The organism is Hyphomicrobium sp. DMF-1, from assembly GCF_027886585.1.
Taxonomy (GTDB): Bacteria; Pseudomonadota; Alphaproteobacteria; order Rhizobiales; family Hyphomicrobiaceae; genus Hyphomicrobium_C; species Hyphomicrobium_C zavarzinii.
In genome coordinates, this window is the sequence record NZ_CP115706.1 from 3570444 (window position 1) to 3595752 (window position 25309).

23 protein-coding genes and 1 riboswitch are annotated in these 25309 nt (G+C 63.0%); of the genes, 14 read left to right on the forward strand and 9 right to left on the reverse strand.

The window, feature by feature from the left end; translation table 11 throughout:
* Positions 1–136 precede the first annotated feature (136 nt).
* Positions 137–1084 (forward strand): LysR family transcriptional regulator, encoded by a 948-nt coding sequence (locus PE058_RS16395; protein ID WP_020085427.1) that lies wholly within the window; start codon positions 137–139, stop codon positions 1082–1084.
* Between the two features lie 29 nt (positions 1085–1113).
* Here PE058_RS16395 and PE058_RS16400 read toward each other — a convergent pair whose 3' ends face one another.
* A complete protein-coding gene (locus tag PE058_RS16400; RefSeq protein ID WP_271028883.1) occupies positions 1114–2163 on the reverse strand; it encodes an MBL fold metallo-hydrolase in 1050 nt (349 codons plus the stop codon).
* 206 nt (positions 2164–2369) lie between these two features.
* On the opposite strand from PE058_RS16400, the gene soxA reads away from it, so the two are divergent.
* From soxA to PE058_RS16415, 3 genes are read left to right on the forward strand one after another with little or no spacing between them, the layout of a single operon-like run.
* Entirely contained in the window at positions 2370–3194 is an 825-nt protein-coding gene (gene soxA, locus PE058_RS16405; RefSeq protein ID WP_020085425.1) for a sulfur oxidation c-type cytochrome SoxA, read from the forward strand.
* Positions 3195–3207: 13 nt separating this feature from the next.
* A complete protein-coding gene (gene soxX, locus PE058_RS16410) occupies positions 3208–3855 on the forward strand; it encodes a sulfur oxidation c-type cytochrome SoxX (RefSeq protein WP_271028884.1) in 648 nt (215 codons plus the stop codon).
* The gene (locus PE058_RS16415) at positions 3852–4259 is read left to right on the forward strand and encodes a thioredoxin (protein WP_271028885.1); all 408 of its coding nucleotides are present in this window, start codon (positions 3852–3854) and stop codon (positions 4257–4259) included. The genes soxX and PE058_RS16415 overlap by 4 nt, the downstream gene beginning before the upstream one ends.
* 81 nt (positions 4260–4340) lie before the next feature.
* Here PE058_RS16415 and PE058_RS16420 read toward each other — a convergent pair whose 3' ends face one another.
* Genes PE058_RS16420 through PE058_RS16435 form a run of 4 tightly spaced genes read right to left on the reverse strand, consistent with a single transcriptional unit; the run spans position 4341 to position 8118 of the window.
* Positions 4341–5432: a TRAP transporter substrate-binding protein gene (locus PE058_RS16420; protein ID WP_020085422.1), complete on the reverse strand. Its 1092-nt coding sequence runs from the start codon at positions 5430–5432 to the stop codon at positions 4341–4343.
* 50 nt (positions 5433–5482) lie between these two features.
* Positions 5483–6805, reverse strand: a complete 1323-nt coding sequence (locus PE058_RS16425; protein WP_020085421.1) for a TRAP transporter large permease — start codon at positions 6803–6805, stop codon at positions 5483–5485.
* Positions 6802–7314 (reverse strand): TRAP transporter small permease subunit, encoded by a 513-nt coding sequence (locus PE058_RS16430; RefSeq protein WP_020085420.1) that lies wholly within the window; start codon positions 7312–7314, stop codon positions 6802–6804. The genes PE058_RS16425 and PE058_RS16430 overlap by 4 nt, the downstream gene beginning before the upstream one ends.
* Before the next feature lie 48 nt (positions 7315–7362).
* Positions 7363–8118 (reverse strand): DeoR/GlpR family DNA-binding transcription regulator, encoded by a 756-nt coding sequence (locus tag PE058_RS16435; protein ID WP_020085419.1) that lies wholly within the window; start codon positions 8116–8118, stop codon positions 7363–7365.
* A gap of 191 nt (positions 8119–8309) precedes the next feature.
* On the opposite strand from PE058_RS16435, the gene PE058_RS16440 reads away from it, so the two are divergent.
* The 3 genes from PE058_RS16440 to PE058_RS16450 are packed head-to-tail and all read left to right on the forward strand — an operon-like array spanning position 8310 to position 12368.
* A complete protein-coding gene (locus tag PE058_RS16440; RefSeq protein ID WP_271028886.1) occupies positions 8310–9710 on the forward strand; it encodes an NAD(P)/FAD-dependent oxidoreductase in 1401 nt (466 codons plus the stop codon).
* Positions 9700–10941 carry an NAD(P)/FAD-dependent oxidoreductase gene (locus tag PE058_RS16445; RefSeq protein WP_271028887.1) on the forward strand — a complete coding sequence of 414 codons (1242 nt, stop codon included), beginning with the start codon at positions 9700–9702 and terminating at the stop codon, positions 10939–10941. Before PE058_RS16440 ends, PE058_RS16445 begins: the two co-directional genes overlap by 11 nt.
* Positions 10938–12368 (forward strand): FGGY family carbohydrate kinase, encoded by a 1431-nt coding sequence (locus PE058_RS16450; protein WP_271028888.1) that lies wholly within the window; start codon positions 10938–10940, stop codon positions 12366–12368. The genes PE058_RS16445 and PE058_RS16450 overlap by 4 nt, the downstream gene beginning before the upstream one ends.
* A 6-nt stretch (positions 12369–12374) precedes the next feature.
* Here the strand turns inward: PE058_RS16450 and PE058_RS16455 are convergent, their stop codons facing one another.
* A complete protein-coding gene (locus PE058_RS16455) occupies positions 12375–13388 on the reverse strand; it encodes a helix-turn-helix domain-containing protein (protein WP_271028889.1) in 1014 nt (337 codons plus the stop codon).
* Between the two features lie 279 nt (positions 13389–13667).
* On the opposite strand from PE058_RS16455, the gene eat reads away from it, so the two are divergent.
* Genes eat through eutC form a run of 3 tightly spaced genes read left to right on the forward strand, consistent with a single transcriptional unit; the run spans position 13668 to position 17326 of the window.
* Positions 13668–15077, forward strand: a complete 1410-nt coding sequence (gene eat, locus PE058_RS16460; RefSeq protein WP_271028890.1) for an ethanolamine permease — start codon at positions 13668–13670, stop codon at positions 15075–15077.
* A 34-nt stretch (positions 15078–15111) separates the two neighbouring features.
* A complete protein-coding gene (locus PE058_RS16465) occupies positions 15112–16500 on the forward strand; it encodes an ethanolamine ammonia-lyase subunit EutB (protein WP_020085413.1) in 1389 nt (462 codons plus the stop codon).
* 13 nt (positions 16501–16513) lie between these two features.
* Positions 16514–17326, forward strand: a complete 813-nt coding sequence (eutC, locus tag PE058_RS16470) for an ethanolamine ammonia-lyase subunit EutC (RefSeq protein WP_020085412.1) — start codon at positions 16514–16516, stop codon at positions 17324–17326.
* Positions 17327–17397: 71 nt separating this feature from the next.
* Here eutC and gcvP read toward each other — a convergent pair whose 3' ends face one another.
* The 3 genes from gcvP to gcvT all read right to left on the reverse strand — a co-directional run bounded on the left by gcvP (position 17398) and on the right by gcvT (position 21925).
* Positions 17398–20244 carry an aminomethyl-transferring glycine dehydrogenase gene (gcvP, locus tag PE058_RS16475; protein ID WP_271028891.1) on the reverse strand — a complete coding sequence of 949 codons (2847 nt, stop codon included), beginning with the start codon at positions 20242–20244 and terminating at the stop codon, positions 17398–17400.
* Between the two features lie 119 nt (positions 20245–20363).
* A complete protein-coding gene (gene gcvH, locus PE058_RS16480) occupies positions 20364–20723 on the reverse strand; it encodes a glycine cleavage system protein GcvH (protein WP_020085410.1) in 360 nt (119 codons plus the stop codon).
* Positions 20724–20740: 17 nt separating this feature from the next.
* Complete coding sequence (gcvT, locus tag PE058_RS16485) at positions 20741–21925, reverse strand: glycine cleavage system aminomethyltransferase GcvT (protein ID WP_271028892.1); 1185 nt, start codon at positions 21923–21925, stop codon at positions 20741–20743.
* Positions 21926–22079: 154 nt separating this feature from the next.
* Positions 22080–22177: riboswitch (glycine riboswitch) on the reverse strand.
* A gap of 224 nt (positions 22178–22401) precedes the next feature.
* Between gcvT and PE058_RS16490 the strand changes: the two genes are divergently transcribed.
* The 4 genes from PE058_RS16490 (at position 22402) to PE058_RS16505 (ending at position 25308) form a co-directional block, all read left to right on the forward strand.
* On the forward strand, positions 22402–22911 hold the full coding sequence (locus PE058_RS16490) for a YqhA family protein (protein WP_020085407.1): 510 nt from the start codon (positions 22402–22404) through the stop codon (positions 22909–22911).
* 239 nt (positions 22912–23150) lie between these two features.
* Positions 23151–23489, forward strand: a complete 339-nt coding sequence (locus PE058_RS16495; protein WP_271028893.1) for a hypothetical protein — start codon at positions 23151–23153, stop codon at positions 23487–23489.
* Positions 23490–23640: 151 nt separating this feature from the next.
* The gene (locus PE058_RS16500) at positions 23641–24210 is read left to right on the forward strand and encodes an HdeD family acid-resistance protein (protein WP_156827301.1); all 570 of its coding nucleotides are present in this window, start codon (positions 23641–23643) and stop codon (positions 24208–24210) included.
* A 57-nt stretch (positions 24211–24267) separates the two neighbouring features.
* Positions 24268–25308 (forward strand): patatin-like phospholipase family protein, encoded by a 1041-nt coding sequence (locus PE058_RS16505; protein ID WP_271028894.1) that lies wholly within the window; start codon positions 24268–24270, stop codon positions 25306–25308.
* Position 25309: the final 1 nt, after the last annotated feature.

Below are 25309 nucleotides of genomic sequence, written 5' to 3' on the forward strand. Positions count from 1 at the left end.
CTGACCATTCAAAATTTCTATATATGCCCACGCTCGGGAAACTTGGTTGCGCCTTGTTGGGCTAATATAGGTTTTCAAGGTCGAGTTTGATATATATCATAGCATAATCCACCGTCCCATTATCGGGTGCTTTGCTATGAATCTTCAGCAGCTTAGGTATGTTCGCGCGCTTGCCGAGGAGGGCTCCTTTGTTGCCGCCGCGTCTCGTTGCGCCGTCACTCAGCCGACCCTCTCCAACGGCATCGCCCAGCTCGAGGCGGACCTGGGCCACCGCATTTTCCGGCGGACGACGCGCAGCGTCGCGCTGACCGCTTATGGCGAGCGAATCCTCCCGGCCGTCCTCGATGCGCTGAAGGCGTTCGAGCGCGTGCGCGATCTCGCGAAGCAGACCGGTAAGGCGCAGCATGTGAGCGTGGGTCTTTCGCCTTGCGTCGGCATCCGCATGGCAGAAGTCGCATTCGAGCCCGCCAAAGCGCAGCGGGCGGATCTGGAAATCGTCTATCGCGAGAGCAATCTGGCGGAACTCTGCGACCTCATGCGTCGCTCGCAGATCGACATCATCCTCTCGCCGCTCGATACCCGATCGCAGGCGCTCCCCGATTGCATGGTTCAACGCATCTACAGCGAGCCGCTGCTGTTCATTCCCCGCAAGGAGGTGCGGGAGAAGTGGGCGCACGCCAGCCATGTGACAGTGCGGGAGATCGCGGAAGAGCAGTTCGTGCTCGTTCCCAACGCCTGCGGCCTGGCGCAAGTCACCAAGCGACTGTTCGAAGACAACTGCTGCACGTTGAACCGCTATCTCGGCGAAGCCAGCAGCTATTCCGTGGTCGAGGAATGGTCCGACATGGGACTCGGCTCCGGTATCCTGCCCGCCTCTAAGATCTCGATGTCCTCCAGACATCCGGCGATTCCCATCCTGGACGACGGGCAGCCGGCGAAGATCGACTATTTCGCGGTTGGAAAGCCGAATACGATTCCGACGGCGCTTTTCAACGAGATCTGGGAAACGCTGCAGGTCGAGACGGTGCCCACGTCGCACAAGCACGTGCCGGCTCCCGTGTCGGCCTTCGACTGGTGCCTTTAGAACTCGGTACATGGGGGCGGCTCCAGAGTTCAGGGCCGCCCGGTTGCGGGGCGCCCGAACCGTATGAGGCTCTGCCGCAGGACGGTTCGATAGCCCTGCAAGTCCTCCGAGCCCATTGCGTAGCGTGTCGAGGGAATCAGATCCGCGCGCGGGTTTGATCCCAGCCCGATTGCCGTTCCCAATCCCGCATAGATGCTGCGGTCACCGAAAAGACGCGCGAGTGCGGCGAAGGCCGGCTCTCCCGTACAATGCCCCGGAGCGATCCAGGCCACGCCATAGGTCTCATGCAGCGCTTTAAGTTGGCGCATCATCTCACCGTCGGGGGTCGTGAGAAGATGCAAACCTCCGGCTATGAGGTGAATACGCCGGTCGATCCGCGCCGCCGCGGCAACAATGCGATCGATGCCGGGATGCGAGCAGCCAACGACGAGCACAATGCCTTCTGACGTCTCGATCGCTAGCGACAGCTCTTTCATCTCGAGCGTGCCCGGCTTGTCGGACACGAGCGCGATCACATGAACGCCCGGTGCAATCTCGCGGGTTTCTTCCACCAATTCTATGTTTGCGCCCGGCCACGCTTTTCCGAACTTCATGACTTCGGGCGGAGCGCCGTCGAAATAGCGCATGCCGGCCGGCAGTCCCGGCTCTTTGCGATAGAAGGCGGACGGCGCGGATGATCCGAAAACGCCGAACCCTTCCTTCGGGGCATAGATGCGGACTTTAGGATTGACCGACAGGAGGTAGGACAGTCCGGTCGTGTGATCGCCGTGCCGATGCGACATGACGACGAAGTCCAGCGTGTGCAGATCGACCCCGAGCGTCTTGACGTTGTGCTCGAAGACGGCGGGATCGTTGCCGGTGTCGAAGAGAATTCTGCGCCCTCCGATCTCGACAAGGGCGGCATAGCCCCAGTCCTTTTTGAGGCTCGGATTTCTACCGAACGCATCGAAAAGCACCGTGAGGCGCGCCGGCCCCGAATTGCCCGCTGACTTTTTCGCCCCCTCCGATTCCACGGCCCATGCGGAGACGGCTCCGGCAGCCAAGACGATCAGGGAAAGAACGACGCGCAGAGCCTTCATGATTCCTCTCTTCATACCCGGCAGCGGAGCACTCGCTCATCGGCTCATCATATCGGCGACTGTGCCGCGCACCTCATTTGCAGTGGCAATGTCTCTCATTCGGTCTTCCTATTTGTTGCGCGGCGCGCGGAGAGATTAACTGCCGCATCCACGCCCGCCGCATCGATGCAGCGCGCCTAGCGCGCCGCCACACCCAGGTCAGCCGCATGACACATCGCGTCCGCGTTTTTTCCCTCGCCGCGACCCTTGTCCTTCTCGTCTTCGGAGCGGCGGGGCTTCATGCAGGCGATACCGAGGACGAGATCCAGCGTTACCGGGAAATGATCAACGACCCGATGGCCAACCCGGCGTTTCTCAACGTCGATCGGGGCGAAGCGCTGTGGAAACTGGCGCGAGGTGAGAAGAACGTCTCGCTCGAAACGTGCGATCTCGGCAAAGGTCCCGGCATTCTTGACGGCGCCTATGCGGAGCTTCCCCGCTACTTCGCCGATTCCGACAGTGTGATGGATCTCGAGCAGCGGCTTCTCTGGTGCATGACGACCATACAGGCGCTCGACACGAAGGAAATCGTCGCGCGCAAGTTCAGCACGCCCGGCACGACCTCCGACATGGAGGATCTCGTGGCCTACATCGCCAACAAGTCGAGCGGAATGACGTTCCATATTCCGCTCGATGACGTGCAGGAGCAGAACGCCTACGCCGTGGGCGAGGAGCTTTTCTATCGACGCGGTTCGCTCTTGGATTTCTCTTGCGCCACCTGTCACAGCGCCGATTCCGCACGCATTCGGACCACCCAGCTCCCGAACCTGACCAAGCCCGGCAAGGACGCGACAGAGACGATGGGATCGTGGCCCACCTACCGCGTCTCTCAGAGCCAGATGCGGACCATGCAGAACCGCTTGTGGGACTGTTATCGTCAGATGCGCATGCCGCCGCCGGAATACGGCTCGGCGGGACTGACCGCACTCATGATCTACTTGGCCAAGCAGGCCGACGGTGGAACGCTCAATGTCCCCTCAATCAAGCGCTAACCGGGGCTCGCCCATGCGGACACTCACACTCTGCGCCGCCCTTTTCATCGCTGGCGCCATGAATGCCGTCGCCCACGACACCGGTGAGCATCATGACGAAGGGGCGCAACGCTCCGGCGCGGGCGATCCATCGATCACCGAGCCTTACGTTCAGGAGATGTGGCGAAACGCCGAGGCCACCTGGAAAGTGCGGCTGAAGCAGGACGAGACGCAGGCCTCCTGCTCGCGTTTTCGCAATGCCCCTCCCGACGATGTCGCCGAAAAGATCCTAGCGCGGGAAGCTTCAACCGTCGTCCTGCCGAAGGATGGGCAGGTTCTCGGCAAATGGCGGGATGGCGAGAAGGTCGCTCAGAGCGGGCGTGGCGGACAGTTCAGCGACAATGCCGACACCGTGAACGGCGGCAACTGCTATGCCTGCCATCAAATGGCGAAGTCGGAGCTATCGTTCGGAACGCTGGGACCCAGTCTTTTGGAGTATGGGAAGCTGCGCAACTTCAGCGCCGAGGCTGCGCGTGACACGTTCGCGAAGATCTACAATCCTCAAGCCACTGTTGCCTGCTCGAACATGCCGCGCTTCGGAGCGCACGCCTTTTTGACGGAGCAGCAGATCAAGGATGTCGTCGCCTATCTGTTCGATCCGGATAGCCCCGTCAACAAATGAGCATCGCGCGGTTTCTCGTCTCCTTCGGCCGGTCGGCGTGGCTGCATCGTGGCATTCTCGCGGGCGCCTCGCTGATGCTTGCTCTCGCTAGCAATGCCCAAGCGGCCGAGCTGATCATGGTGCGGCAGACGGGCTGCTCCTGGTGTGCGCTCTGGGATCGAGAGATCGGACCTATCTATCCCGTTTCAGACGAAGGCCGTTTCGCGCCGCTGCGTCATATCGATCTTCGCGCCCCCCTGCCCTCGTTCATCACCAAACCCGTCACGGTGACGCCGACATTCATTCTCGTCGAAGACGACCGCGAGATCGGACGGATAACCGGATACCCCGGTGAGACTTTTTTCTGGGGGATGCTGTCGGAGATCTTCGAGCTTTCCTCGTTCGGGCAAAACAAACCGTCGTGATGGCGGGCGGCCCCTTAGTTCCAAAGAAAAAGGCGGCGCACACGGCCGCCGCCTTCTCTCGCTCTCTCATGTCCTGAATACTCAGCGGTACGGATAGCCGACCTTGTTCATGACGGCCGTGTAGTCCTTGTAGACTTGGACCACACGCGCCGCGCGCGGGCTCTTGGCTGCGACTTCGTCCCAGAAGCTTTCGGCGTCCTTCACCACCTTCTCCCATTCCTCTTTCGGGATCTCGGTCAGCTCCATCTTCTTGCCTTCGACGCGCAGCTTCGCCTCGCCGCCCCAATACCAGACCTGGCGATAGTAGTGCGACTGGTCGATCGTGGAGAGGAAGAGCTGCTGCAGGTGCGGCGGTACCTTTTCCCAGCTCTGCTTGTTGGCAAAGTAGGAGCCACACCAGGCGCCGCAGATGTTGTTCAGGAGCGCGTACTTGCAGACGTCGGCCCAACCGACCTCGTAGGCTTCTGTGAAGCCGCACCAGGCCACGCCGTCGAGCTCGCCCGTCTGAATCGCGACCTCAACGTTGTCCCACGGCACGGTGACGGGCACCAAACCGTAGCGCGAGAGGAATTTGCCTGCGGTCGGCACGCCGAACACGCGCTTGCCGTTGAGGTCCGCCAGGCTCTTGATCGGCGACTTGGTGAAGATGTGGAGCGGATCCCAGGATCCAGCGGAGAGCCACTTGACGTTCTCGACCTCGGAATAGGCTTCCTCCCAGATCTTGTCCAAGCCGTAGTATTTGAACATGACCGGAAGATCGAGGCTGAACCGGCAGGAGAACGGGAAGTAGCCGCCGAAGTCTGCGATGTCGACCGGCGAGGCCATCGTCGCGTCGTCGGATTGCACGGCGTCGATGGTTCCGCTCTGCATGGCGCGGAACAGCTCGGCGGTAGGTACGAGCTGGTCGGCATAGTAAAGCTCGATCTCCATTTCGCCGTTGGCAGCCTTGTTGAATGCCTCGATCTGCGGCTTGATGACATGGGCGCCGAGCGGCGCGCCCGAGTACGTCTGCAGGCGCCACTTGATCTTGCCGCCCTGCGCCTTGACGTAGGGCGCGGCCACCGTCGTCGCCGCCAGCGCCGCAGCGCCGCCGGTTCCGGCCGTCTTCAGGAACGAGCGCCTGCTTTGCTTGGAGGCGTCGGTGCTGCCTTTGATCAAATCTGATTTCGACATGTCCTTACTCCCTGTGATGCTATCGATTTCGAGCGGTACGAGGCGCGGCGTCACTTGCCATACATGTAGTTGGGCAGCCACAGCGCGATCTGCGGGAAGATCATCAGGATGACGATTGTGCCGACCATCATGAGGAAGAAGGGAATGATCGAGCGATAGATGTCGATCAGCGTGATTTCCTTGGGCGCGAGCGCTCGCATCAGGAACAGGTTGTAGCCAAATGGCGGCGTGATGTACGCGATCTGGCACGTGATCGTGTAGAGCACGCCGAACCAGATCAGATCGAACCCGAGGGCTTTCACGAGCGGAATGAAAAGTGGGGCGACGATCACGAGCATCGCGGTGTCGTCGAGGAAGATGCCGAGGAAGATAAAGGTCGCCATCATCATGCACATCACCATCCAGGGATCGAGACCCATGTCTGTGATGAACAGCCGCTCGATGGCGCGCACCGCACCCAGTCCGTCGAAGATGCCGCCGAATGCGAGCGCGGCAAGAATGAGCCACATGAACATGCACGAGATGTTCAGCGTCTTCTTGGAGGTTTCGAAAAGAACCTTCCAGGTGAGCCGGCCCTTGGCCGCGGCCGCGATAATCGACGCCGTCACGCCGACCGCCGAGGCCTCGACGAGGCTCGTGTAGCCCATCACGAACAAGCCGGTCATCGACAGGAAAATGAGAAATGGAATGATGCCCGCGCGCAGAAGCTTGAGCTTCTCCTTGAGCGGCATGTTGAGATCTTCATCGTCTACCGTGGGTGCGAGATCCGGGTTCAACCGGCATCGTATGACGATGTAGAGAATGAAGATCGAGGCCATCAGCAGGCCGGGGACGACGCCGGCGAGCCAAAGCTGTCCCACCGGCTGGCGCGCAATCATACCGTAGAGCACGAGCACGACGCTCGGTGGAATAAGGATGCCGAGGGACGAGCCACCCTGCACCACACCCGAGATCATCACTTTGTTGTAACCGCGCCTCAGCATCTCGGGCAGCGCGATAGTGGCTCCCACGGCCATGCCGGCGACCGACAGGCCGTTCATCGCGGAGATGATGACCATGAGAAGCATGGTGCCGATCGCGAGCCCGCCTCGCAACCGGCCGAACCACACGTGCAGCATCCGATAAAGCTCTTCGGAGATGCCGGACTCCGAGAACATGTAGCCCATGAAGATGAACATGGGCACCGTGAGAATCGGAAACCAATTGAACAGCTTGAAGGTGGCGCTGAACGGCATCTCGATGCCGCCGGGTCCATAGAGGGCAAGCGCGGCAACGGAGGCCACGAAGCCGATCGCCGCGAAGATGCGCTGCCCGGTGAGCAGCATCACCATCATCGACGAGAACATCAGAAGTGCGATCAGCTCATGACTCATTTGAGATCGACACCCCTGACGGCCGCGATGTGCTTGAAGAGCAGAGAAATTGCCTGAAGGATCATGAGCACGAGACAGGCGACCATCAGCGTCTTGATGGGGATCATCGAGGGATTCCAGATCGAGAACCGCTTCTCGTTGGTCGCGATCGCGTACTTCAGGCTCGAGATGGCGCCGATGAGCATGATCGAGAGATAGAAAATGAGGCAGCCGCTCGTGAGAATGTCGATCCACTCCCGGCCCTTGTCGGACAATCTGGAGTAGACGAGGTCGAGCCGAACGTGCTCGTCGTTCTTGAGCGTCATCGCTCCGCCCATGAAGTAGTAGGCAGCGAGCGTGAATTGCGCGAACTCCACGCACCAGTGCAGCGGCATGCGGATGACATTGCGCGTGACGGCATCAAGGAGGAGCACGCCGATCATGACGAACACCAGCGACATGGCGGCGTAGCCGACATAGTTCGAGATCTTGTCTACGATCCTGACATAGTGCCTGATCACGGCCGGCATCGAAGTCCCCCAACCGAGAAGGCGCGCACAAGGCGCGCCAGCGAATGTTCATCTGAACTCGACATCGGCTTCCCCTAGCGCGGCCCTGAATGCGGGCGACGGCGCAGTATCCGAAACAAGAACATCGATCTCATCCAGCCGGCAGACGCGGAAGGCCGCTTTGCGCTCCATCTTTCTGGCATCGGCGACAACGATGAGCCGGTGTGCGCACTCGATCATCGCGCGCGCCACGTGCGCCTCATCGAGCTCCGCGTCCATCGCACCGACAGACGCATCGAGCGCTGCCACCGTGATCACCGCATGATCTGCCTGAAATCCGCGGATCTGCTCGATCGTGGTCGGGCCAACCGTTTCCGCATTGTCGTTGCGAAACTCGCCGCCGAGCAGCAGCACCTTCGGCCGGCCCTCGCCCGAGGACATCACGTGCGCAATGCGCACCGAATTGGTGATTACGGTAAGCTCGGGAACCGCGGCAAGCTGATGTGCGCAGGCAAGCGTCGTCGAGCCGGTGTCGATGAAGAGGGTGTCGCCAGGCTCGATGAGCGGAGCGAGCTTTCGCGCAATCTCCTCCTTTGCGCCGGCATTCTCCGCCATGCGCTCGGAAAAGCTGCCCTCTGCAATAAGGGGCGAGCGGCGCGCGCCGCCATGCACTTTCTGGATGACGCCGCCTTCCGCGAGCTGGCTGAGGTCCCGCCGGATCGTCTCCGCGGAGACGCCAAACTGCTGAGCAAGCGCGTCGACCGAGGCTTCCCCCCTCTGGCTGACGAGCTCAGCGATGTGCGCCTGCCGATGCTTCGGTTTCATGCCGAGCCCCCTTGCGTTCGATAAATGAAAACGAGAAGATTGCCCGAGTCAACATTCATAGTGCTGAAGTTGTGATCATTCAGGCAGTCATTCTGACTAATGCCGCGCCAAAATTGACTAAACAGGCATCATCCCGGTTGGCCCGGGTCTCGCAAGCTTCGCAGCTGCAAAATTAGAACGAGTACAGATTTATGTCGCGCTCGCACGCACAATCCGGTTTCGATGTCGCCGTTGTCGGGGCGGGCGTCGTCGGCTGTGCGATCGCGCGGCGCTTCACTCTCGAAGGCGCGAAGGTGATCGTGCTCGAGAAGGCTCCCGACATTCTCGACGGCGCGTCCAAGGGAAACAGCGGGATCCTTCATACGGGCTTCGACGCGCCTTGCGGCTCGCTGGAGCAATCGTGCATTGCAAGCGGCTATAGCGAATATCTCGACATTCGCGAGCGTCTCGGCCTTCCGCTCATCCGGTCCGGTGCGCTGGTGCTCGCCTGGACGGAAGAGGAGGAAGCGCGCCTCCCCGAGCTGATGCAGCAGGCGCGCGACAACGGTGTCGGGGATGTCGAGGCGCTCACGTCCGACGAGATCTTGCGGAGGGAGCCCAATCTCTCGCGCCGCGTACGGGCGGGGTTCTGCGTTCCGCGAGAGTTCATCATCGATCCCTGGTCGGCACCGCACGCCTATTTGCTGCAGGCGCTCACAAACGGCGCGGAGCTTCGGCGCGAGTGCGAAGTCCTCGCGGGGCAGTTCGACGGATCGGCCTGGCGATTGGAGACGAGCGCGGGAGAGATCGCAGCGACGTGCGTAATCAACGCGGCGGGTCTCTATGGCGATCTCGTCGACCAGACGCTTCGCGGCGCCTCCGATTTTCATATTCGCCCGCGCAAGGGGCAGTTCGTCGTCTACGACAAGGCGGCTGCAGGGCTGGTGAAGAGCATCCTGCTTCCCGTCCCCAGCGCGACGACCAAAGGCATCGTCGTGTGCCGCACCGCTTTCGGCAATCTTCTGGTCGGCCCGACGGCCGAAGAACAAACGGCGCGAGACGAGGCGGTGCTGGTGCCTGAGACGCTCGCGCAGTTGCAGGAACGGGGCACGCAAATCGTGCCCGCTCTTTCCGGCATCGAGGTCTCCGCGATCTACGCTGGGCTCCGGCCTGCGACCGAGTTCAAGGACTATCAGATCCGTGCCCATCGCGAGATCAATCTCATCACGGTGGGCGGCATCCGCTCCACGGGACTGAGCTCGGCGCTCGGCATCGCGCGCCATGTCTTCTCCCAGTATCTCGAGCTTGGCCACGCTCCTCACGCTCTCACCGATCCCATCTGGCCCACGGTGGCGCAGATCAGCGAAGCGGGAGAGCGAAGCTGGCAGACACCATGCAACGACGGTGTCGTCTGTCATTGCGAGCGCGTGACGCGCGCGGAAATCGAAGCCGCTCTCGAAGGCCCGCTCGCGCCAGGTAGCTTCGCCGGATTGAAGCGCAAGACCCGTGTGACCATGGGCCGTTGCCAGGGCTTCTATTGCTCGGCCGAGCTCGCGCGCCTGACCAAGGACCGCCTCAAGCATCCCATGAGCGGGGCACCAGATGACAGGTGACACCGCCCCTGCTTACGACGTCGCGATCATCGGCGGTGGACCGGCCGGTTTGTCCGCGGCCGTGGAGTTGAAACGCCTCGGCGTTGCCTCCGTCGTGGTGATCGAGCGCGAACGCGAGGCCGGGGGCATTCCGCGTCATTGCGGCCACTATCCGTTCGGCATGCGCGAATTCTCGCGCGTTCTTCGCGGACCGGACTATGCCGCGCGCCTCGTCGAGCGGGCGCTGCGGGTGGGCGTCGAGATCAGGACACGCGTTTCCGTCACCTCGCTCAAGCCCGGCCCGCAGATTGACGTCTCGTCTCCGGACGGGCTCGCAACAATCCGCGCGCGCCGTGTGCTCGTCGCGACCGGCGTGAGAGAGAAAACGCGTGCCACCCGGCTGATCGGCGGAACAAAACCCAGCGGCGTGCTCTCCACCGGGGCTCTGCAAGGCCTCGTGTATCTCGACGGACTCAAGCCGTTCAGCCGTCCCGTCATTCTCGGGACGGAGCTGGTCTCGTTCTCGGCCTTGCTCACCTGCCGCCATGCCGGAATCAAGCCCGTGGCAATGATAGAGCCCAACGCGCGCATCACCGCCTGGCGCGCCTCCCGGCTGTTGCCCGGCGCGCTTGGCGTTCCGCTGATGCTCGGGGCCTCGATCACGCGCATCGAGGGGCGCGCGCAGGTAGAGGCAGTCGAGGTTGCCGATCGCTCCGGGCGGACCTCGCGGATCGAGGCCGATGGGGTGATCGTCACCGGGCAGTTCCTGCCGGAGGCCTCTTTACTGCGCGACAGCCACCTTGCCGTGGACAGCATGTCGGGTGGTCCCTGCGTGGACCAGTTCTTCCGCCTCAGCGATCCGGCATACTTCGCTGCCGGGAACCTGCTGCGCCCCGTGGAGACCGCTGGCTGGTGCTGGGCCGAGGGCCGCGCTGCGGCGCGGATGATCGCGGGAAGTCTCGCCGGGACACTGCCGGAGCCCACCCCACGCGCAGGCCTCGCCCTCATGGGAGACGCGCTCAAGTATGTGGTGCCGCAACGGCTCGTCGCGGCAAGCGGTGCACCGAGGACTCTCCAAGTGCGCGTACGCCGGCCGGCCCGAGGCACGCTTTCGGTCGTTGTCTCCGGCCAAAACCTATGGTCTCAAAGGATCGACGCGCTACCCGAGCGGCGTATTCTCATCCCGCTCGATCGGCTTCCCATCGATCTCAACGGGCCGGTGCACATCGTGTTCGCGGAAGACAAGGCATGAAGACGCTCGCCATCGACCAGGGCACGACGAGCACGCGCGCGCTGGTCATCGACGGCGACGGCTCGGTGCGGACCATCGCCTCGCTGCCGCACCAACAGCTCTATCCGGCTCCCGATCATGTCGAGCACGATCCCGAGGAACTGATCCGCAATATCCTGGCTTGCCTCGACGCGGCGGGTGCGATCGGCGATCTCGGGGCCATCGGTATCGACAATCAAGGAGAAAGCTGCCTCGGCTGGGATGCGGAAACCAAGTCCGCAGTCGGTCCCGTAATCGTGTGGCAGGATGCGCGCACCTCCGCCTTCACGGACAGGCTCAAGGCCGATGGCGCGGAAGCGATCGTGCGCGAGCGTGCCGGGCTGCCGCTCGACCCCTATTTCTCGGCATCCAAACTCGCGTGGATCCTACGTGAGATCCCCGAGGCGCGGCGGCTTGCCGATCAAGGCCGCCTCAGGCTCGGAACCACCGATGCCTTCTTCCTCGATCGCCTGACAGGCCGTTTCGAAACCGACATCGCGACCGCCTCACGCACCTCGCTCATGAACATCACGACGGGAAGCTGGGACCCGGAGCTCTGCCGCCTGTTCGGCGTGCCAATCGAGGCCTTGCCGCGGATCGTGCCCACCAGCGGCGACTTCGGCTCGCTGGCGTGCGGGGCCAAAAAGGTTCCGCTGACAGCCAGCATCGTCGATCAGCAGGCCTCGCTCTACGGCCATGGCTGCCGCAGACAAGGCGACGCGAAGATCACGTTCGGCACCGGCGCCTTCGCGTTGCAGATCACCGGAACGCTCCACCAAAACCCGGGTGGCGGTCTGCTGCCCACCGTGGCCTGGCAGAACGCGGGCGGCGCGCCCGTATATGCGGTCGACGGCGGCGTCTATTGTGCGTCGTCGGCGTTGGAATGGGCGAGATCGCTCGGCCTGTTCGATGCATTCTCGGACATTGACCACTTCGACACCCCTCCCGCGATCTCGCGTGGGCTAGCATTCGTGCCCTCGCTCGCCGGCCTTGCGTGCCCGCATTGGGACCGGTCGGCGCGCGGCGCGTGGCTTGGCCTCTCGCTCGATTCGACCAAGGCGGATCTCGTGCAGGCGGTGCTCGAAGGTGTCGCGCTGCGCACGGCCGAGGTCATGATGGCGATCAGCAAGGCTTCAGCGCCGGGCGAGGCCATCTCGATCGACGGGGGCATGACGCGCAACCGCTACTTCTGCCAGTTTCTCGCCGATTGCCTCGAACGGGAGCTGATCGTCTCCGATCAACCGGAGCTGACGGCGGTCGGCGTGGCTGCGCTTGCCGCGGAAGCCGTCGGCAGACCTTTCGCTTTTACGCGCAGCGGGCGTCGCGTGAAGCCACAATCGCCATGCGCGGACTGGCACGCCGCGTTTGCCGCCGCCGTTTCTGGCATCAAAACCTTTGGGTCGCGGTGAAGCCGCTCACGGCTCGCCCGCCTCCGCCGGTCCGTGATAGCGGCGGAAGGCTTCCGACGGAAGCTCGCCGAACATCACTTTGTAGTCGCGAGCAAAGCGGCCGAAGTGCCAGAAGCCCCAGAGCGTGGCCGCTTCCGCTACGGAATTGGCCTGCTTGATCGCCCGGCGCGCCCCGTTCATGCGCAGGGACCGCAGATAGGCCGAGGGCTTGAGCCCCAGAGTCTCCTGGAACGACTGCTGGAGCGCGCGCCGGCTGACGCCCAGCGTGCGGCACAACTCCTCCACACTCGTATAACCATCCGGCGACTCGGTCACGAGATCGCGCGCATCGCGCACGATGCGGGCGCGCTTCGCGGAGGGAACGTCGAAGCTGTCGTTTTCGGTTCGCGACAAGGCCGCTACCAGGGCAGCCCGCACATCGCGGGTCATGGACGCCCGGCGCGGCGCATCGTTTTCGAGATCCGGACAGTTGGTGACGACCTCGCAAACGTCGGCGAAGATGCGGCGCATGTGCTCTGCCGCGCTGCCATCGACCGCACGAAGATGCGGGTTTGCAAGCGACGGCAGGACCGTTTCCAACTCGTCCGAGGTCAAAGAGCAGCGCAAGTCCTGCTCCCTCAGCACGAAACCCGCGATGTCCAATCCGCTCGGCGAAAAGAACTCGAATGCATCGTTGCCGGAAAAGACGTGCACCTGCGCTCCGTCGCACCGCTGACCGCAGAACCTCGCGTTACCGCGCAACGCGATCGGCACGCCGACGGCGATCGTCCCCTCCGGCAAGTCTCCGGTCTGATGAAGCGAATTGCTGGTGATCTCACGGAAAAACTGAACGTCGTCGATCCGGGCTTCCCAGAACGAGCCGCTGAAGGCGCCGGCGGAGATCTGATCGTAGGTCTGGTTCCAGCCGCGCAGAAGCGCCGCCTGCTCGTCGATATCGCGCGTGATAGCCGCGTGAACGGCCGTATTACCGTCAGGCGAGCCCTTCGGCGGGGGGGCGTGGCGATCCGACAAAGCCACCATGCGCAACGTCCACTTGAGCTATTTCGGGACTACTCGTGCCTGTTGCCGAATGAGACTTAAGTCGGACGTCAAGCACGCATGCCGAAATTGGATAGACGACATAATAGCGCATCACTAGCGTCTTCCAACACTAAGAGTGAGATTGCCGTCGTCATTTTTGGGCGATGTGCGCCGCAACCCTCCATCGCGCTTTACAACGGCGCCGGCCCCGCCGGCTCCGAACGCATGATGCTGCGCTGCGGAAATACAATAAACAAACACAAGTTCAAGGGGATCACCATGGAGTCAGTGGGACACTCAGGTGTCGAGTACGACAAGGTTGGGCAAGACTATTTCGAAAAGCGTCAGCTCAAGCGCGGCGCCGCAGGATGGCTGCTGCTCGTCGGCCTCGGCGTCGCCTACGTTATCTCGGGCGACTACGCAGGCTGGAACTTCGGACTCGCACAAGGCGGCTGGGGCGGCCTCTTCATCGCCTCCATCCTGATGGCGACCATGTACACCTGCATGTGCTTCGCGCTTGCGGAACTCGCGACCATCGCTCCCACGGCGGGCGGCGGATACGGCTTCGCGCGACGCGCCTTCGGCCCCTGGGGCGGTTTCCTCTGCGGCATCGCGATCCTGATCGAATATGCCATCGCGCCGGCGGCGATCGCGGTTTTCATCGGCGCCTACTGTAATTCCCTGTTCGGCATCGACGGGTGGATCGTCTATCTGGCCTTCTACGTCGTGTTCCTCGGCATCCATCTCTATGGTGCCGGCGAAGCGCTCCGGCTGATTTTCGCCATCACGGCGCTGGCTGTCGTGGCGCTCATCGTCTTCGTCGTCACGATGATCCCCTATTTCGATACGAACAACCTGTTCGACATCGCGGTGACCGATGCTGCCGGGGCGAGCCCGTTCCTGCCGTTCGGCTATCTCGGCATCTGGGCGGCGATCCCCTACGCGATCTGGTTCTTCCTCGCCATCGAGGGCGTTCCGCTCGCGGCTGAGGAAACCAACGATCCCAAGCGGGACCTGCCGCGCGGCCTGATCGGCGGCATCCTCGTTCTGCTGGCATTCTGTGCACTGATCCTCACGCTCGGTCCGGGCGGCGCGGGGGCGGATGCACTCAAGGATTCGGGCAATCCGCTGGTGGCGGCACTCGAGTCTCCCAAAGTCTTCGGCGGCCCGACCTGGGTGAGCCGGTTCGTCAACTTCGTCGGTCTGGCCGGCCTCATCGCGAGCTTCTTCTCGATCATCTACGGCTACTCGCGGCTGGTGTTCGCCATGTCTCGCGCCGGGTATCTGCCCCGCGCGCTGTCGCTGACGAGCGGACGTAAAACCCCCTATGTTGCGCTGATCGTACCCGGTATCATCGGCTTCCTGCTCTCGCTCAGCGGGCAGGGCGATCTCCTCATCCTGATCGCGGTGTTCGGAGCAACGGTCTCGTACGTGATGATGATGGCCTCGCATATCGCGCTGCGCATCCGGGAGCCTAACCTCGACCGGCCCTACAGGACGCCGGGCGGAATCCTCACATCGGGGATCGCGCTCATCCTGGCGTGCGTCGCTGTGGTCGCGGGGTTCCTCGTGGATCCCCGGGTGATCATCGGCGCCGCGGTCGTCTACGCAATCTTCATCGCCTATTTCGCACTCTACAGCCGCCATCATCTGGTCGCGGCGGCACCAGGCGAGGAAGAGCCGTTCTAAAGACTTGGACAGCAGCAATCGGCGGGCAACCCTCATGAGCTACTCTTATTCCATCGCCGGTCACCGGTTCAGCTTCGAGAACCTCCGGGTTCTCATGGCGAAAGCCACGCCAGCGCGATCCGGCGACTATCTCGCAGGTGTGGCGGCAGGCGACGACGAGGAACGCGTGGCCGCTCAGATGGCGCTCGCCGATGTGCCCCTCAAAGTCTTCCTCGTCGAGCATCTGGTGCCTTACGAGACAGACGAGGTGACGCGCCTGATCATCGACGATCACGATGCGAAGGCGTTCGCGCCGATCTCGCATCTGACCGTCGGCGCCTTCCGCGACTGGCTTCTCTCTGACGAGGCAAACGAGCGCTCGCTCGCGGCGCTGGCGCCGGGCCTCACTCCGGAGATGGTCGCGGCCGTCTCCAAGATCTGCCGCGTGCAGGACATGGTGCTGATCGCGCAGAAGTGCCGTGTCGTCACCAAGTTCCGCAACACCATCGGGCTGAAGGGGCGCCTTTCGACGCGTCTTCAGCCCAACCATCCGACCGACGATCCGACAGGCATCGCGGCGAGCATCGTCGACGGCCTCATGTACGGAAACGGCGACGCGGTGATCGGCATCAATCCGGCGACGGATAGCATCTCCGCCGTAATCACGCTGATCGACATGCTTCACGAGATCATCCAGCGCTACAACATCCCGACGCAATCGTGCGTGCTCACGCATGTGACGACCAGCATCGAGGCCATCAACCGGCGCGCACCCGTCGATCTCGTGTTCCAATCCATCGCCGGAACCGAGGCCGCCAACAGCAGTTTCGGCATCAATCTCGCGGTGCTCAAGGAAGGCTACGACGCCGCGCAAAGCCTCCAGCGCGGCACAGTCGGCAACAATGCCATGTACTTCGAGACCGGACAGGGCAGCGCGCTCTCGGCCAATGCCCATCACGGCGTCGATCAGCAAACGCTCGAAGCGCGCGCCTATGCCGTGGCACGCAAGTACAAGCCGCTGCTCGTCAACACGGTCGTGGGCTTCATCGGTCCCGAATATCTCTACGACGGCCGGCAGATCATCCGGGCCGGGCTCGAGGATCATTTCTGCGGCAAGCTGCTCGGCGTGCCGATGGGCTGCGACATCTGCTATACGAACCATGCCGAGGCCGACCAGAACGACATGGACACTCTGCTGACGCTGCTTGCCGTTGCGGGCATCACGTTCATCATGGGTATCCCCGGCTCGGACGACATCATGCTGAACTACCAGACGACGTCGTTCCATGACGCGCTCTATGCGCGCAAGGCGCTCGGTCTCAAGCCGTCGCCCGAGTTCGAGGAATGGCTGCTCAACGTCGGCATCTTCGAGAAGAGCGAGGCGCTGAAGCTGGCCAATACGCTGCCGACGCCTTTCCAGCGCGCACTCTCGCATCTGCATTGAGGTGGAGCCCCGCATGTCGGACGATAACAATCCCATCGTCGTTCCCAATCCGTGGAGCAAGCTCCGCCAATACACGACGGCGCGCATCGCGCTCGGCCGCGCGGGCACCAGCCTGCCGACGAAGCCGCACCTCGAGTTCCAGCTCGCGCATGCGCGGGCACGCAACGCCGTGCATCATGAGCTCGACGTGAAGCGGCTCGAAGCGTCACTCGTGGCGCTCGGTCACCAGCCTCTCGTTCTGCATAGCGCCGCCGAAAATCGCCCGATGTATCTCCAGCGGCCCGACAAGGGCCGGCGCCTGGAGGCTGCCTCCCGAGAGGCGCTCACGAAGGTGGCGCGGCCCGCGGAGGGCTATGACGTCGTATTCGTGATCGGCGACGGACTTTCCTCATTCGCCATCGAGGAGAACGCCACGGCGTTCCTCGACGTGATGCTGCCACCGCTCGTGCAGCAAGGCTGGCGTATCGCCCCGCTCGTGGTGGTGCGGGAAGCGCGCGTAGCCGTCGGCGACGAGGTGGGCGAGCTTCTGGGCGCCAGCATGGTGGTGGTTCTGATCGGCGAGCGTCCGGGCCTCAGCTCGCCCGACAGCATGGGCATCTACATGACGCTGAAGCCCCGCGTCGGTCTCACGGACGAATCCCGCAACTGCATCTCGAACGTGCGGCGCGAGGGGCTCAACTACGGCGTGGCTGTGCACAAGCTGCTCTACCTGATGACGGAGGCCCGCAAGCGCGGACACTCCGGCGTTCAGCTCAAGGACGAGGCGGAGACGCTTTCGAGCACGCTCACCGCCCCGAGCAAGAGCTTCCTGATCGAGTCGCAGTAATCAGACACGTCTGACATGCATGACAGACGTCTCGGACAGCGCGTGCGCGAGCTGTCCGAGACGCTGGCATTCTATTCCGCGGCCTCCTTGTAGCTCTCCAAGGGCGGGCACGAGCAGACGAGATTGCGATCGCCGTAGACGTTGTCCACGCGGTTGACCGGCGGCCAATACTTGTCGACGCGGAAGGCGCCAGGCGGGAAGCAGGCGGCCTCTCGCGAGTATGGCCGCTCCCACGAGCCCACCAGATCCTCGACCGTATGCGGTGCGTTCTTCAGCGGATTGTTGTTACGGTCGATGCGGCCGTCGGCGATGGCACGGGCTTCCTCGCGGATCGCCAGCATGGCGGAGCAGAAGCGATCGAGCTCCGCCTTGGTCTCGCTCTCCGTCGGCTCGATCATCAGCGTTCCAGCCACAGGCCAGCTCATGGTCGGGGCGTGGAAGCCGCAATCGATGAGGCGCTTGGCGATGTCGTCGACGGTTACGCCCGCGCTTTCGAGCAGAGGGCGCGTGTCGATGATGCACTCGTGCGCCACGCGGCCATTGCGGCCGGTGTAGAGAACCGGATAGGCGCCCTCAAGCCGCTTGGCGATGTAGTTGGCATTGAGGATTGCGATGCGGGTGGCCTGGGTGAGCCCCCGCCCACCCATGAGCAGGCAGTAGCTCCACGAGATCGGCAGTATCGACGCCGATCCGTAGGGCGCCGCCGAGACGGTGTGCTCCCGGCCATCCGTCTCGGGATGTCCCGGCAGGAACGGTATGAGGTGCGCCTTCACGCCGATCGGTCCCATGCCGGGGCCGCCGCCTCCGTGGGGGATGCAGAACGTCTTGTGCAGGTTGATGTGGCCCACGTCCGCGCCGATGTCTCCGGGGCGGGCCAGCCCGACGAGCGCGTTGAGATTGGCGCCGTCGAAATAGACCTGGCCGCCGTTGGCGTGCGTGATCTCGCACAGCTCGACGACCGTCTCCTCGAACACGCCATGGGTCGAAGGATAGGTGATCATGCAGGCGGCCAGGCGGTCCTTGTGTTTCTCCGCCTTGGCGCGGAAGTCGGCGACATCGATGTTGCCGCCCGCGTCCGTGCCGACGACGACCACCGTCATGCCGCACATCTGGGCGGAAGCGGGGTTCGTGCCGTGGGCCGACGCCGGAATGAGGCAGACGTCGCGCCTCACGTCGCCGCGGCTCCTGTGATAGGCGCGGATGGCGAGCAGCCCCGCATACTCGCCCTGAGCCCCCGAGTTCGGCTGCATCGAGATGGCGTCGTAGCCGGTGATGGCGCAGAGCTTGCCGGAGAGATCTCCGATCAGTTCCTTGTAGCCCAGCGCCTGATCTGCCGGCACGAAGGGATGCAGCTCGCCGAACTCGGGCCAGGAGATCGGCAGCATCTCAGCCGTGGCATTGAGCTTCATGGTGCACGAGCCGAGCGGGATCATCGAGCGGTCGAGCGCGAGATCCCGATCGGCGAGGCGGCGCATATAGCGCGTCATCTCGCTTTCGGCGCGGTTCATGTGGAAGATGGGATGCGTCAGGATCTCCGACGTGCGGATCAGGTTCTTCGGCAATCGGGAGGCTGGATACGCCTCGTCGTACCGGAGGTCGAAGCCGCCGAACGCGCGCCAGACTGCCTCCAGCGTATCGGGACGCGTGCGCTCGTCGACGGTGATGCCGATGCGATCTCCGCCGACCTTGCGGAGATTGATGCCGTTATCGACTGCGTTCTTGAGGATCAGCCCCTGATAGGCACCGACCTCAACAGTGATGGTGTCGAAGTAAGCGGCAGGGCTCACCTTGAACCCGAGCGAGGTCAGCCCTTCATCGAGCCGCACAGCATCGCGATGCACGCGCTCGGCGATGGCCTTCAGGCCGCGCGGCCCATGGAACACGGCATACATGGACGCGATGACGGCGAGCAGAACCTGCGAGGTGCAGATGTTCGACGTGGCCTTCTCGCGGCGGATGTGCTGCTCGCGCGTCTGCAGCGCGAGGCGGTAGGCGCGGTTGCCTTTGCTGTCCACCGAGACGCCGACGATACGGCCCGGAAGCGTGCGCTTCAGGGCATCGCGGGTCGCCATGTAGGCTGCGTGCGGGCCGCCGTATCCCATCGGCACGCCGTAGCGTTGCATCGACCCTATTGCGATGTCGGCTCCCATCTCGCCCGGCGATTTCAGGAGCGTCAGTGCCAGCGGGTCTGCGGCGACGGCAGCGATGGCGCCGGCGGCATGCAGCTTCGCGATCGGATCGGAGAAATCATGGCACGCGCCGCAGACACCCGGATACTGGAACAGCGCGCCGAAAACGGCCTTTGGATCGAGATCGGTGAAGGGATCGCCGACGATGACAGTCCAGCCGAGCGGCTCGGCGCGTGTCCTCACGACGGCGATGGTCTGGGGCAGACAGTCCTTGTCCACAAAAAAGGCCGTGGCCTTGGAGCTCGCCACGCGGTGCGCCATGGCCATCGCCTCGGCGGCCGCGGTGGCCTCGTCCAGCAGCGAGGCGTTGGCGATGTCGAGCCCCGTCAGATCCGAGACGAGCGTCTGGAAATTGAGGAGCGCTTCCAGCCTCCCCTGGCTGATCTCCGGCTGATAGGGCGAATAGGCCGTATACCAGGCGGGGTTTTCGAAGATGTTGCGCTGGATGGCGGGCGGCATGATGGTGCCGTGATAGCCCTGCCCGATGAGCGAGGTCAGCACGCGGTTCTTGTTCGCGGTGGCGCGCACCTTGTCGAGTGCGCGGCGCTCGGTGAGCGATTTGCCGAAGTCGATACGCGACGTCTGGCGGATGCTCGCCGGAAGGGTCTCGTCGATGAGCGCGTGCAGGCTTTCAGCACCAATCACACTCAGCATTTCCGTGATCTCGGCCGCCGAGGGGCCAATGTGGCGCCGGTTGGCGAAGTCATAGGGATCGTATGAGCCGGGCATCGTTGTCTCCACGCGAGGGTGCTTCCGGAAAAGCGGGCGCCTTTCCGAGGCGAAGCACGACAGTATTCAGTGCCTATGCCTTTCCGCGTCTCAACGGCAGCGGAAGGCGCGCAAGTGTCTCAACCGACCAGGGCCTTGTAGGCCACCTCGTCCATCAAGCCGTCGAAATCCGCGACATTCGCGAGCCGCATGCGATAAAGCCAGCCTTTGCCGAGCGGGTCCGTATTGACCAGCGCCGGGTCCTTCACCACCGCCTCGTTAATCTCCACCACCTCGCCGTCGATCGGCGCGAAGACGTCCGACGCTGCCTTGACCGACTCGACGACCGCGGCGCCGTCACCCTTTTTCACCGTCGTGCCGACCTTCGGGAGATCGACGAAGACGAGATCGCCGAGCTGGGTGGTGGCGTGCTCGGTAATGCCGACGGTCGCCACGTCGCCCTCGAGCGTCAGCCACTCGTGCTCATCGGTGAATTTCATCTCGGTTGATCTCCTTCTCACGGCTGGCGGCTCGGGCCGCGTTTGAATCTGGTCGCGACGAACGGCAAAGGTGTGACAGTCATGGGCAGGCGCTTTCCGCGGATCTCGGCAAAGATTCGGGTGCCTGTTGCCGCCAACGAAGACGGCACGTACCCCATGGCAACGGGACGATCGAGGGTGGGGCCGAAGCCTCCCGAGGTCACTGTGCCGACGGCACGCTGCGAGTCTTCCGTGGGATACAGGTCCGCCCCTGCGCGGACGGGAGCCCGCCCCTCGGGCAACAGGCCGACGCGACAGCGCTCCGGACCACGCGCAATCTGGTCGAGAATGATGCGTGCTCCGGGAAACTCGGCGGGGTGCTCGCCCTCCGCGCGCCGCGTTCGCGGAACAGCCCAGGCTATCCCCGCTTCCACGGGCGTGGTCGTTTCGTCGAGATCCGCGCCATAGAGACAGAGACCTGCTTCGAGACGCAGGGAATCGCGCGCGCCGAGGCCGATAGGCTGTACGTTCGGATCCTCCAGAAGCGCGGCGGCGATCGCGCTCGCATGGTCGGCGGGTATGGAAATCTCGAATCCGTCCTCACCCGTGTAGCCCGAGCGTGTGACGACGCAGGGAACGCCCAGAATATCGATGTCGCGCACGTCCATGAAGTGCATCGACGCGCAGGCCGGTGCTAAGCGGGCCAGCGCGGTTTCGGCTTTGGGGCCTTGAAGCGCGATCAACGCGCGATCGAGCGGCTCGACTTCGCAGGTGCCGGAGAGGTTGGCTGCAAGATGGGCGGCGTCCTCCGCCTTGCAATTGCTGTTCACGACGAGCAGGACGTGGTCCCCGCGATGGGCGATCATCAGATCGTCGAGGATTCCGCCGGTTCCGTTTGTGAAGAACGAGTAGCACTGGCGGCCAGGCTTCAGGTTGAGGAGATCGGCGGGAACGAGCCGCTCGAGCGCGAGCGCGGCATCGGCGATCTGACCTGACCTCGGGCGGACGACGATCTGGCCCATATGCGAGACGTCGAACAAACCCGCGGCGGCGCGCGTGTGAAGATGCTCCTTGAGAACCCCCAACGGATACTGGACCGGCATCTCGTAGCCGGCATAGGGCACAATGCGCGCGCCCCTCGCGACATGCAGCGCATAGAGCGGGGTACGGTTCAGAATGGGCGCGGGATCGGGGTGCGATGCGTCGCTCACGCGGGGCTCCATAGCTCTTCTGCGCGCATTATGCGCACAGATGCGAGCCCCCTCTGTCGTGAGACCTGAAAGATTAGGTGCCTTTCCCGCCAACTCACTGGCGGTCCCGGCCCTTGTCATCGTCGGTGGATGGAGCGGGTTACCGCCTCATCGCTTTCCAGAGTGTCGTTCGGCTGCAGTCCGTTTGCCTGAGAGTTTCCGGGGCGGTTGCTCCTTCGGCGCCAGTCATGCGTGAACATGACCGGTCTCTTCCGCAGTCGATTGCCGACATGGGGAAAATGGTGAGCTTCGCGGCGAGGGTCAAGTCCACTTTGGTCGAGCACCGTCCGCAAAGCGGCACTCTCTGCCCAAGAGTTGCGCAGATGGCCAACACAGGCTTGCCCCTGAACACGTCCTCGCTCTGAACACGTTGTCAGCTATTTGGTTGGTGCTTATGCTCTTGCGCGTGGGACAATTTGAGATGGACCGTATCCAGAAGAGGCCAACCCATGTTGCGCACGACGCTTGCCTCGAGCAAATACATCGTTGTCGTCGCCATCCTCGGCATCTATGTCGCCGCCGTTGCGCTGATCCTCTACGAGATCGCCGTTGTCGGCTCTGCGATCGTCGACACGCTCCGGATAGGGTCCGTCTCTCCAGAAGGCGCGCGACTCTTGGCCGTTGGCCTGCTGGCGGCCATCGACGTGTTCCTGATTGCCATCGTGGGCTACATCACCTGCGTCGGATTGTTTGCGCTGTTCATCGACGACACCATTCCTCTTCCGGCATGGCTCGTCATTCGCAACATCGAGGATCTCAAGAACAATCTGATCAGCGTCGTCGTCGCGGTTCTTGCCGTTCTCTTCCTCAAGGAAGCGGTTGCGCGCACACGGGACCTCGATCTCCTCGGTCTCGGCATCGCCGTCGCGCTGATGATAGCGGCCTTGACTTTCTTCCTCAAAATTAACGCGACAGCTCCCCGGGCAGGCGATCCGCCGAGCGAGAAAGACGGCTCGTGAGCCCGATCAAAGCGAACGCCGCACGGCTTCGCATTCCGATCGCTTACTGCTCCAGATCAGAACGTCCAGGTTAAAAAATGGACGCTGCGCAAACTCATTGAGCCGAAGCGCGCTCTGATTTTTGAACAATTAACTCCAATTGGTCCGCTTCATTACATTTCCTTCTCATGGGGATGAATTGGGCCTATAGTTCGAGCACGGGGGACACTTAGTGAACCAATCGCTGAGGAGTCCGTGCAATGAAATTTTTGATTACGCCTGCTATTGCAATCGTCTCTTTCGGAGCCTTTTCGGCCTCTGCCCTTGCTGAAGAGCGCCCCATGCCCAAAGGGCCGCCCGTGACAATGGGCGATCAGGGAAAGCTCCCTGCCAGCGAGACCATGCGTAACGCAACGCCCGATATGACGGGGCCCAGCACGGGCTCGGCCGCCACTGGCGCAAGCACCGGAACGGGAGGTTCTGCCTCGCCGAAAGGCCCGCCGCAGAGAATGGGTGACGAAGCCGGAAAGCTTCCCGCGACCGGCACCGTGAGCGGTGCCGTTCCCGAAATGCGCGGGCCCGCGCCTGAAGAAAAGTGATTTCATATCGGCAGCTTCATTCGAGCTGCCGATCACTTGAAACTTGAAACAGCACACTCGCTTCTCCGGAGAGCTGTTTTCGGAGGCGAAGGAATTCGCCCCGAAATCTTTCTCGCATTTCTCTTTCACACTCGATTTCAAGAGGTCCACCATGGTCGACAAGTCAGTCATTCATTCGAGCCCGAATCTGGCGACAACGAGCTGGTGGGGCGCACTCCTGCTCGGCATCGTCTTCGTTGCCGCCGGTCTCTTTGTTCTCGGCGATGTCGCACTCGCCACCGTGATCAGCGCGATCCTGATCGGCTTCTTCCTGATCATCGCCGGCGGATCTGAGGTCTTCCACGCATTCACGGCGCCGCATTGGAGCGGCTTTGCGTTGCGGCTTCTCATCGGCGCACTCTACGCCGTCTGCGGCGCGATCCTCATTTCCGATCCGCTGGTGGCATCCGTGATGCTCACCTTCGTCTTCGGTCTGGCGCTCATCGCATCCGGCGTCGTGCGCGTCGTGCAGTCCTTTCAGTACTGGCGTTGGTACGGCTCGCTGCTCCTTCTGTCCGGCGTCATCGGCATCATCGCCGGCTTCGTGATCCTCGCGAAATGGCCGGTGAGCGGACTGTGGGTGCTGGGCACGCTGGTCGGCATCGATCTGCTGCTGCATGGCGCCTGGTGGATAGCACTCGGTCTGCAGCTCCGTCGGGAACCCCGCGCGGTCGAACCCTAGACCGCGCGCCGAGCCCCGCAGATCGGGGATGGCTGAGATCCCGATTCGGAGCTACCGATGCCCAACGTGCGTCTCGAAGATCGCAAGACTCCACTTCTCGTGGACCTGGCCTTGCAGGGTGGTGGCGCGCACGGTGCCTTTACATGGGGCGTTCTGGACAGGCTCCTCGAAGAGCCCAACCTGCGGATCGACGGGATCTCTGGCACGTCCGCCGGTGCGATGAACGCCGCAGTGCTGGCAGACGGCTATGCCGATGGCGGGCCGGAGGGTGCGCGCGCTGCGCTGGAGACCTTCTGGCGGAAAGTCTCTGAAGCGGCCCGTTTCAGTCCCTTTCAGCGCAGCCCCCTCGACGTCATGCTCGGACGCTGGACACTCGACAACTCGCCCGCGTTCATCACCATGGACCTGATCGCGCGGCTCATCTCGCCCTACGATCTCAATCCGGGCGGCTTCAATCCCCTCCGCGACGTGCTCGCCGAATGCGTCCATTTCGACCGCCTTGCGAGCGGCTCAATCAAGCTGTTCGTGAACGCAACGAATGTCCGCACGGGACGCGGCCGCATCTTTCGCAACGCCGAGCTTACGCCCGACGTGCTTCTTGCGTCCGCATGCCTGCCCCAGCTTTTCCAGGCCATCGAGATCGACGGGGACGCATACTGGGATGGGGGCTATTCCGGCAACCCGAGCATCATGCCCTTGGTGCTCGAATGCACCTCGCGCGACACCATCCTGGTTCCGATCAACCCGATCGAGCGTCCCGGCACGCCGCGCTCGGCGCGGGAGATCCTCGACCGGATCAACGAGGTCGCGTTCAACGCCGTTACGCTCAAAGAGCTCAAGATGATCGCGCTACTGAGGCAGGTCGCCGATCCCGGCACGACCGAGGGAGCCCTGTGGGGCAAGATGCGCGTCCATGCGGTGCCGAACGACACCATGAGCAAACTCGGCTACTCATCGAAACTCAATGCGGAGTGGCCCTTCCTCGAAATGCTGCGCGACGAGGGACGGCGTTCGGCGGATGAGTTCATGACCAAGCACAGCCAGGATCTCGGGCGCCGGTCATCGGTCGATCTGGACTCCCTTCTTCATCAGGTCTAGC

What these genes read in the sequence shown, in the direction of transcription:
- PE058_RS16500 (WP_156827301.1), top strand. Translation starts at nt 23,641, where the DNA reads ATGGTCGACAAGTCAGTCATTCATTCGAGCCCGAATCTGGCGACAACG.
- eat (WP_271028890.1), top strand. Translation starts at nt 13,668, where the DNA reads ATGGAGTCAGTGGGACACTCAGGTGTCGAGTACGACAAGGTTGGGCAA.
- gcvP (WP_271028891.1), bottom strand. Translation starts at nt 20,244, where the DNA reads ATGCCCGGCTCATACGATCCCTATGACTTCGCCAACCGGCGCCACATT.
- PE058_RS16495 (WP_271028893.1), top strand. Translation starts at nt 23,151, where the DNA reads ATGAAATTTTTGATTACGCCTGCTATTGCAATCGTCTCTTTCGGAGCC.
- gcvH (WP_020085410.1), bottom strand. Translation starts at nt 20,723, where the DNA reads ATGAAATTCACCGATGAGCACGAGTGGCTGACGCTCGAGGGCGACGTG.
- soxA (WP_020085425.1), top strand. Translation starts at nt 2,370, where the DNA reads ATGACACATCGCGTCCGCGTTTTTTCCCTCGCCGCGACCCTTGTCCTT.
- PE058_RS16505 (WP_271028894.1), top strand. Translation starts at nt 24,268, where the DNA reads ATGCCCAACGTGCGTCTCGAAGATCGCAAGACTCCACTTCTCGTGGAC.
- PE058_RS16445 (WP_271028887.1), top strand. Translation starts at nt 9,700, where the DNA reads ATGACAGGTGACACCGCCCCTGCTTACGACGTCGCGATCATCGGCGGT.
- soxX (WP_271028884.1), top strand. Translation starts at nt 3,208, where the DNA reads ATGCGGACACTCACACTCTGCGCCGCCCTTTTCATCGCTGGCGCCATG.
- PE058_RS16450 (WP_271028888.1), top strand. Translation starts at nt 10,938, where the DNA reads ATGAAGACGCTCGCCATCGACCAGGGCACGACGAGCACGCGCGCGCTG.
- PE058_RS16420 (WP_020085422.1), bottom strand. Translation starts at nt 5,432, where the DNA reads ATGTCGAAATCAGATTTGATCAAAGGCAGCACCGACGCCTCCAAGCAA.
- PE058_RS16430 (WP_020085420.1), bottom strand. Translation starts at nt 7,314, where the DNA reads ATGCCGGCCGTGATCAGGCACTATGTCAGGATCGTAGACAAGATCTCG.
- PE058_RS16425 (WP_020085421.1), bottom strand. Translation starts at nt 6,805, where the DNA reads ATGAGTCATGAGCTGATCGCACTTCTGATGTTCTCGTCGATGATGGTG.
- PE058_RS16465 (WP_020085413.1), top strand. Translation starts at nt 15,112, where the DNA reads ATGAGCTACTCTTATTCCATCGCCGGTCACCGGTTCAGCTTCGAGAAC.
- PE058_RS16400 (WP_271028883.1), bottom strand. Translation starts at nt 2,163, where the DNA reads ATGAAGGCTCTGCGCGTCGTTCTTTCCCTGATCGTCTTGGCTGCCGGA.
- PE058_RS16490 (WP_020085407.1), top strand. Translation starts at nt 22,402, where the DNA reads ATGTTGCGCACGACGCTTGCCTCGAGCAAATACATCGTTGTCGTCGCC.
- PE058_RS16455 (WP_271028889.1), bottom strand. Translation starts at nt 13,388, where the DNA reads ATGGTGGCTTTGTCGGATCGCCACGCCCCCCCGCCGAAGGGCTCGCCT.
- gcvT (WP_271028892.1), bottom strand. Translation starts at nt 21,925, where the DNA reads ATGGAGCCCCGCGTGAGCGACGCATCGCACCCCGATCCCGCGCCCATT.
- eutC (WP_020085412.1), top strand. Translation starts at nt 16,514, where the DNA reads ATGTCGGACGATAACAATCCCATCGTCGTTCCCAATCCGTGGAGCAAG.
- PE058_RS16435 (WP_020085419.1), bottom strand. Translation starts at nt 8,118, where the DNA reads ATGAAACCGAAGCATCGGCAGGCGCACATCGCTGAGCTCGTCAGCCAG.
- PE058_RS16415 (WP_271028885.1), top strand. Translation starts at nt 3,852, where the DNA reads ATGAGCATCGCGCGGTTTCTCGTCTCCTTCGGCCGGTCGGCGTGGCTG.
- PE058_RS16440 (WP_271028886.1), top strand. Translation starts at nt 8,310, where the DNA reads ATGTCGCGCTCGCACGCACAATCCGGTTTCGATGTCGCCGTTGTCGGG.
- PE058_RS16395 (WP_020085427.1), top strand. Translation starts at nt 137, where the DNA reads ATGAATCTTCAGCAGCTTAGGTATGTTCGCGCGCTTGCCGAGGAGGGC.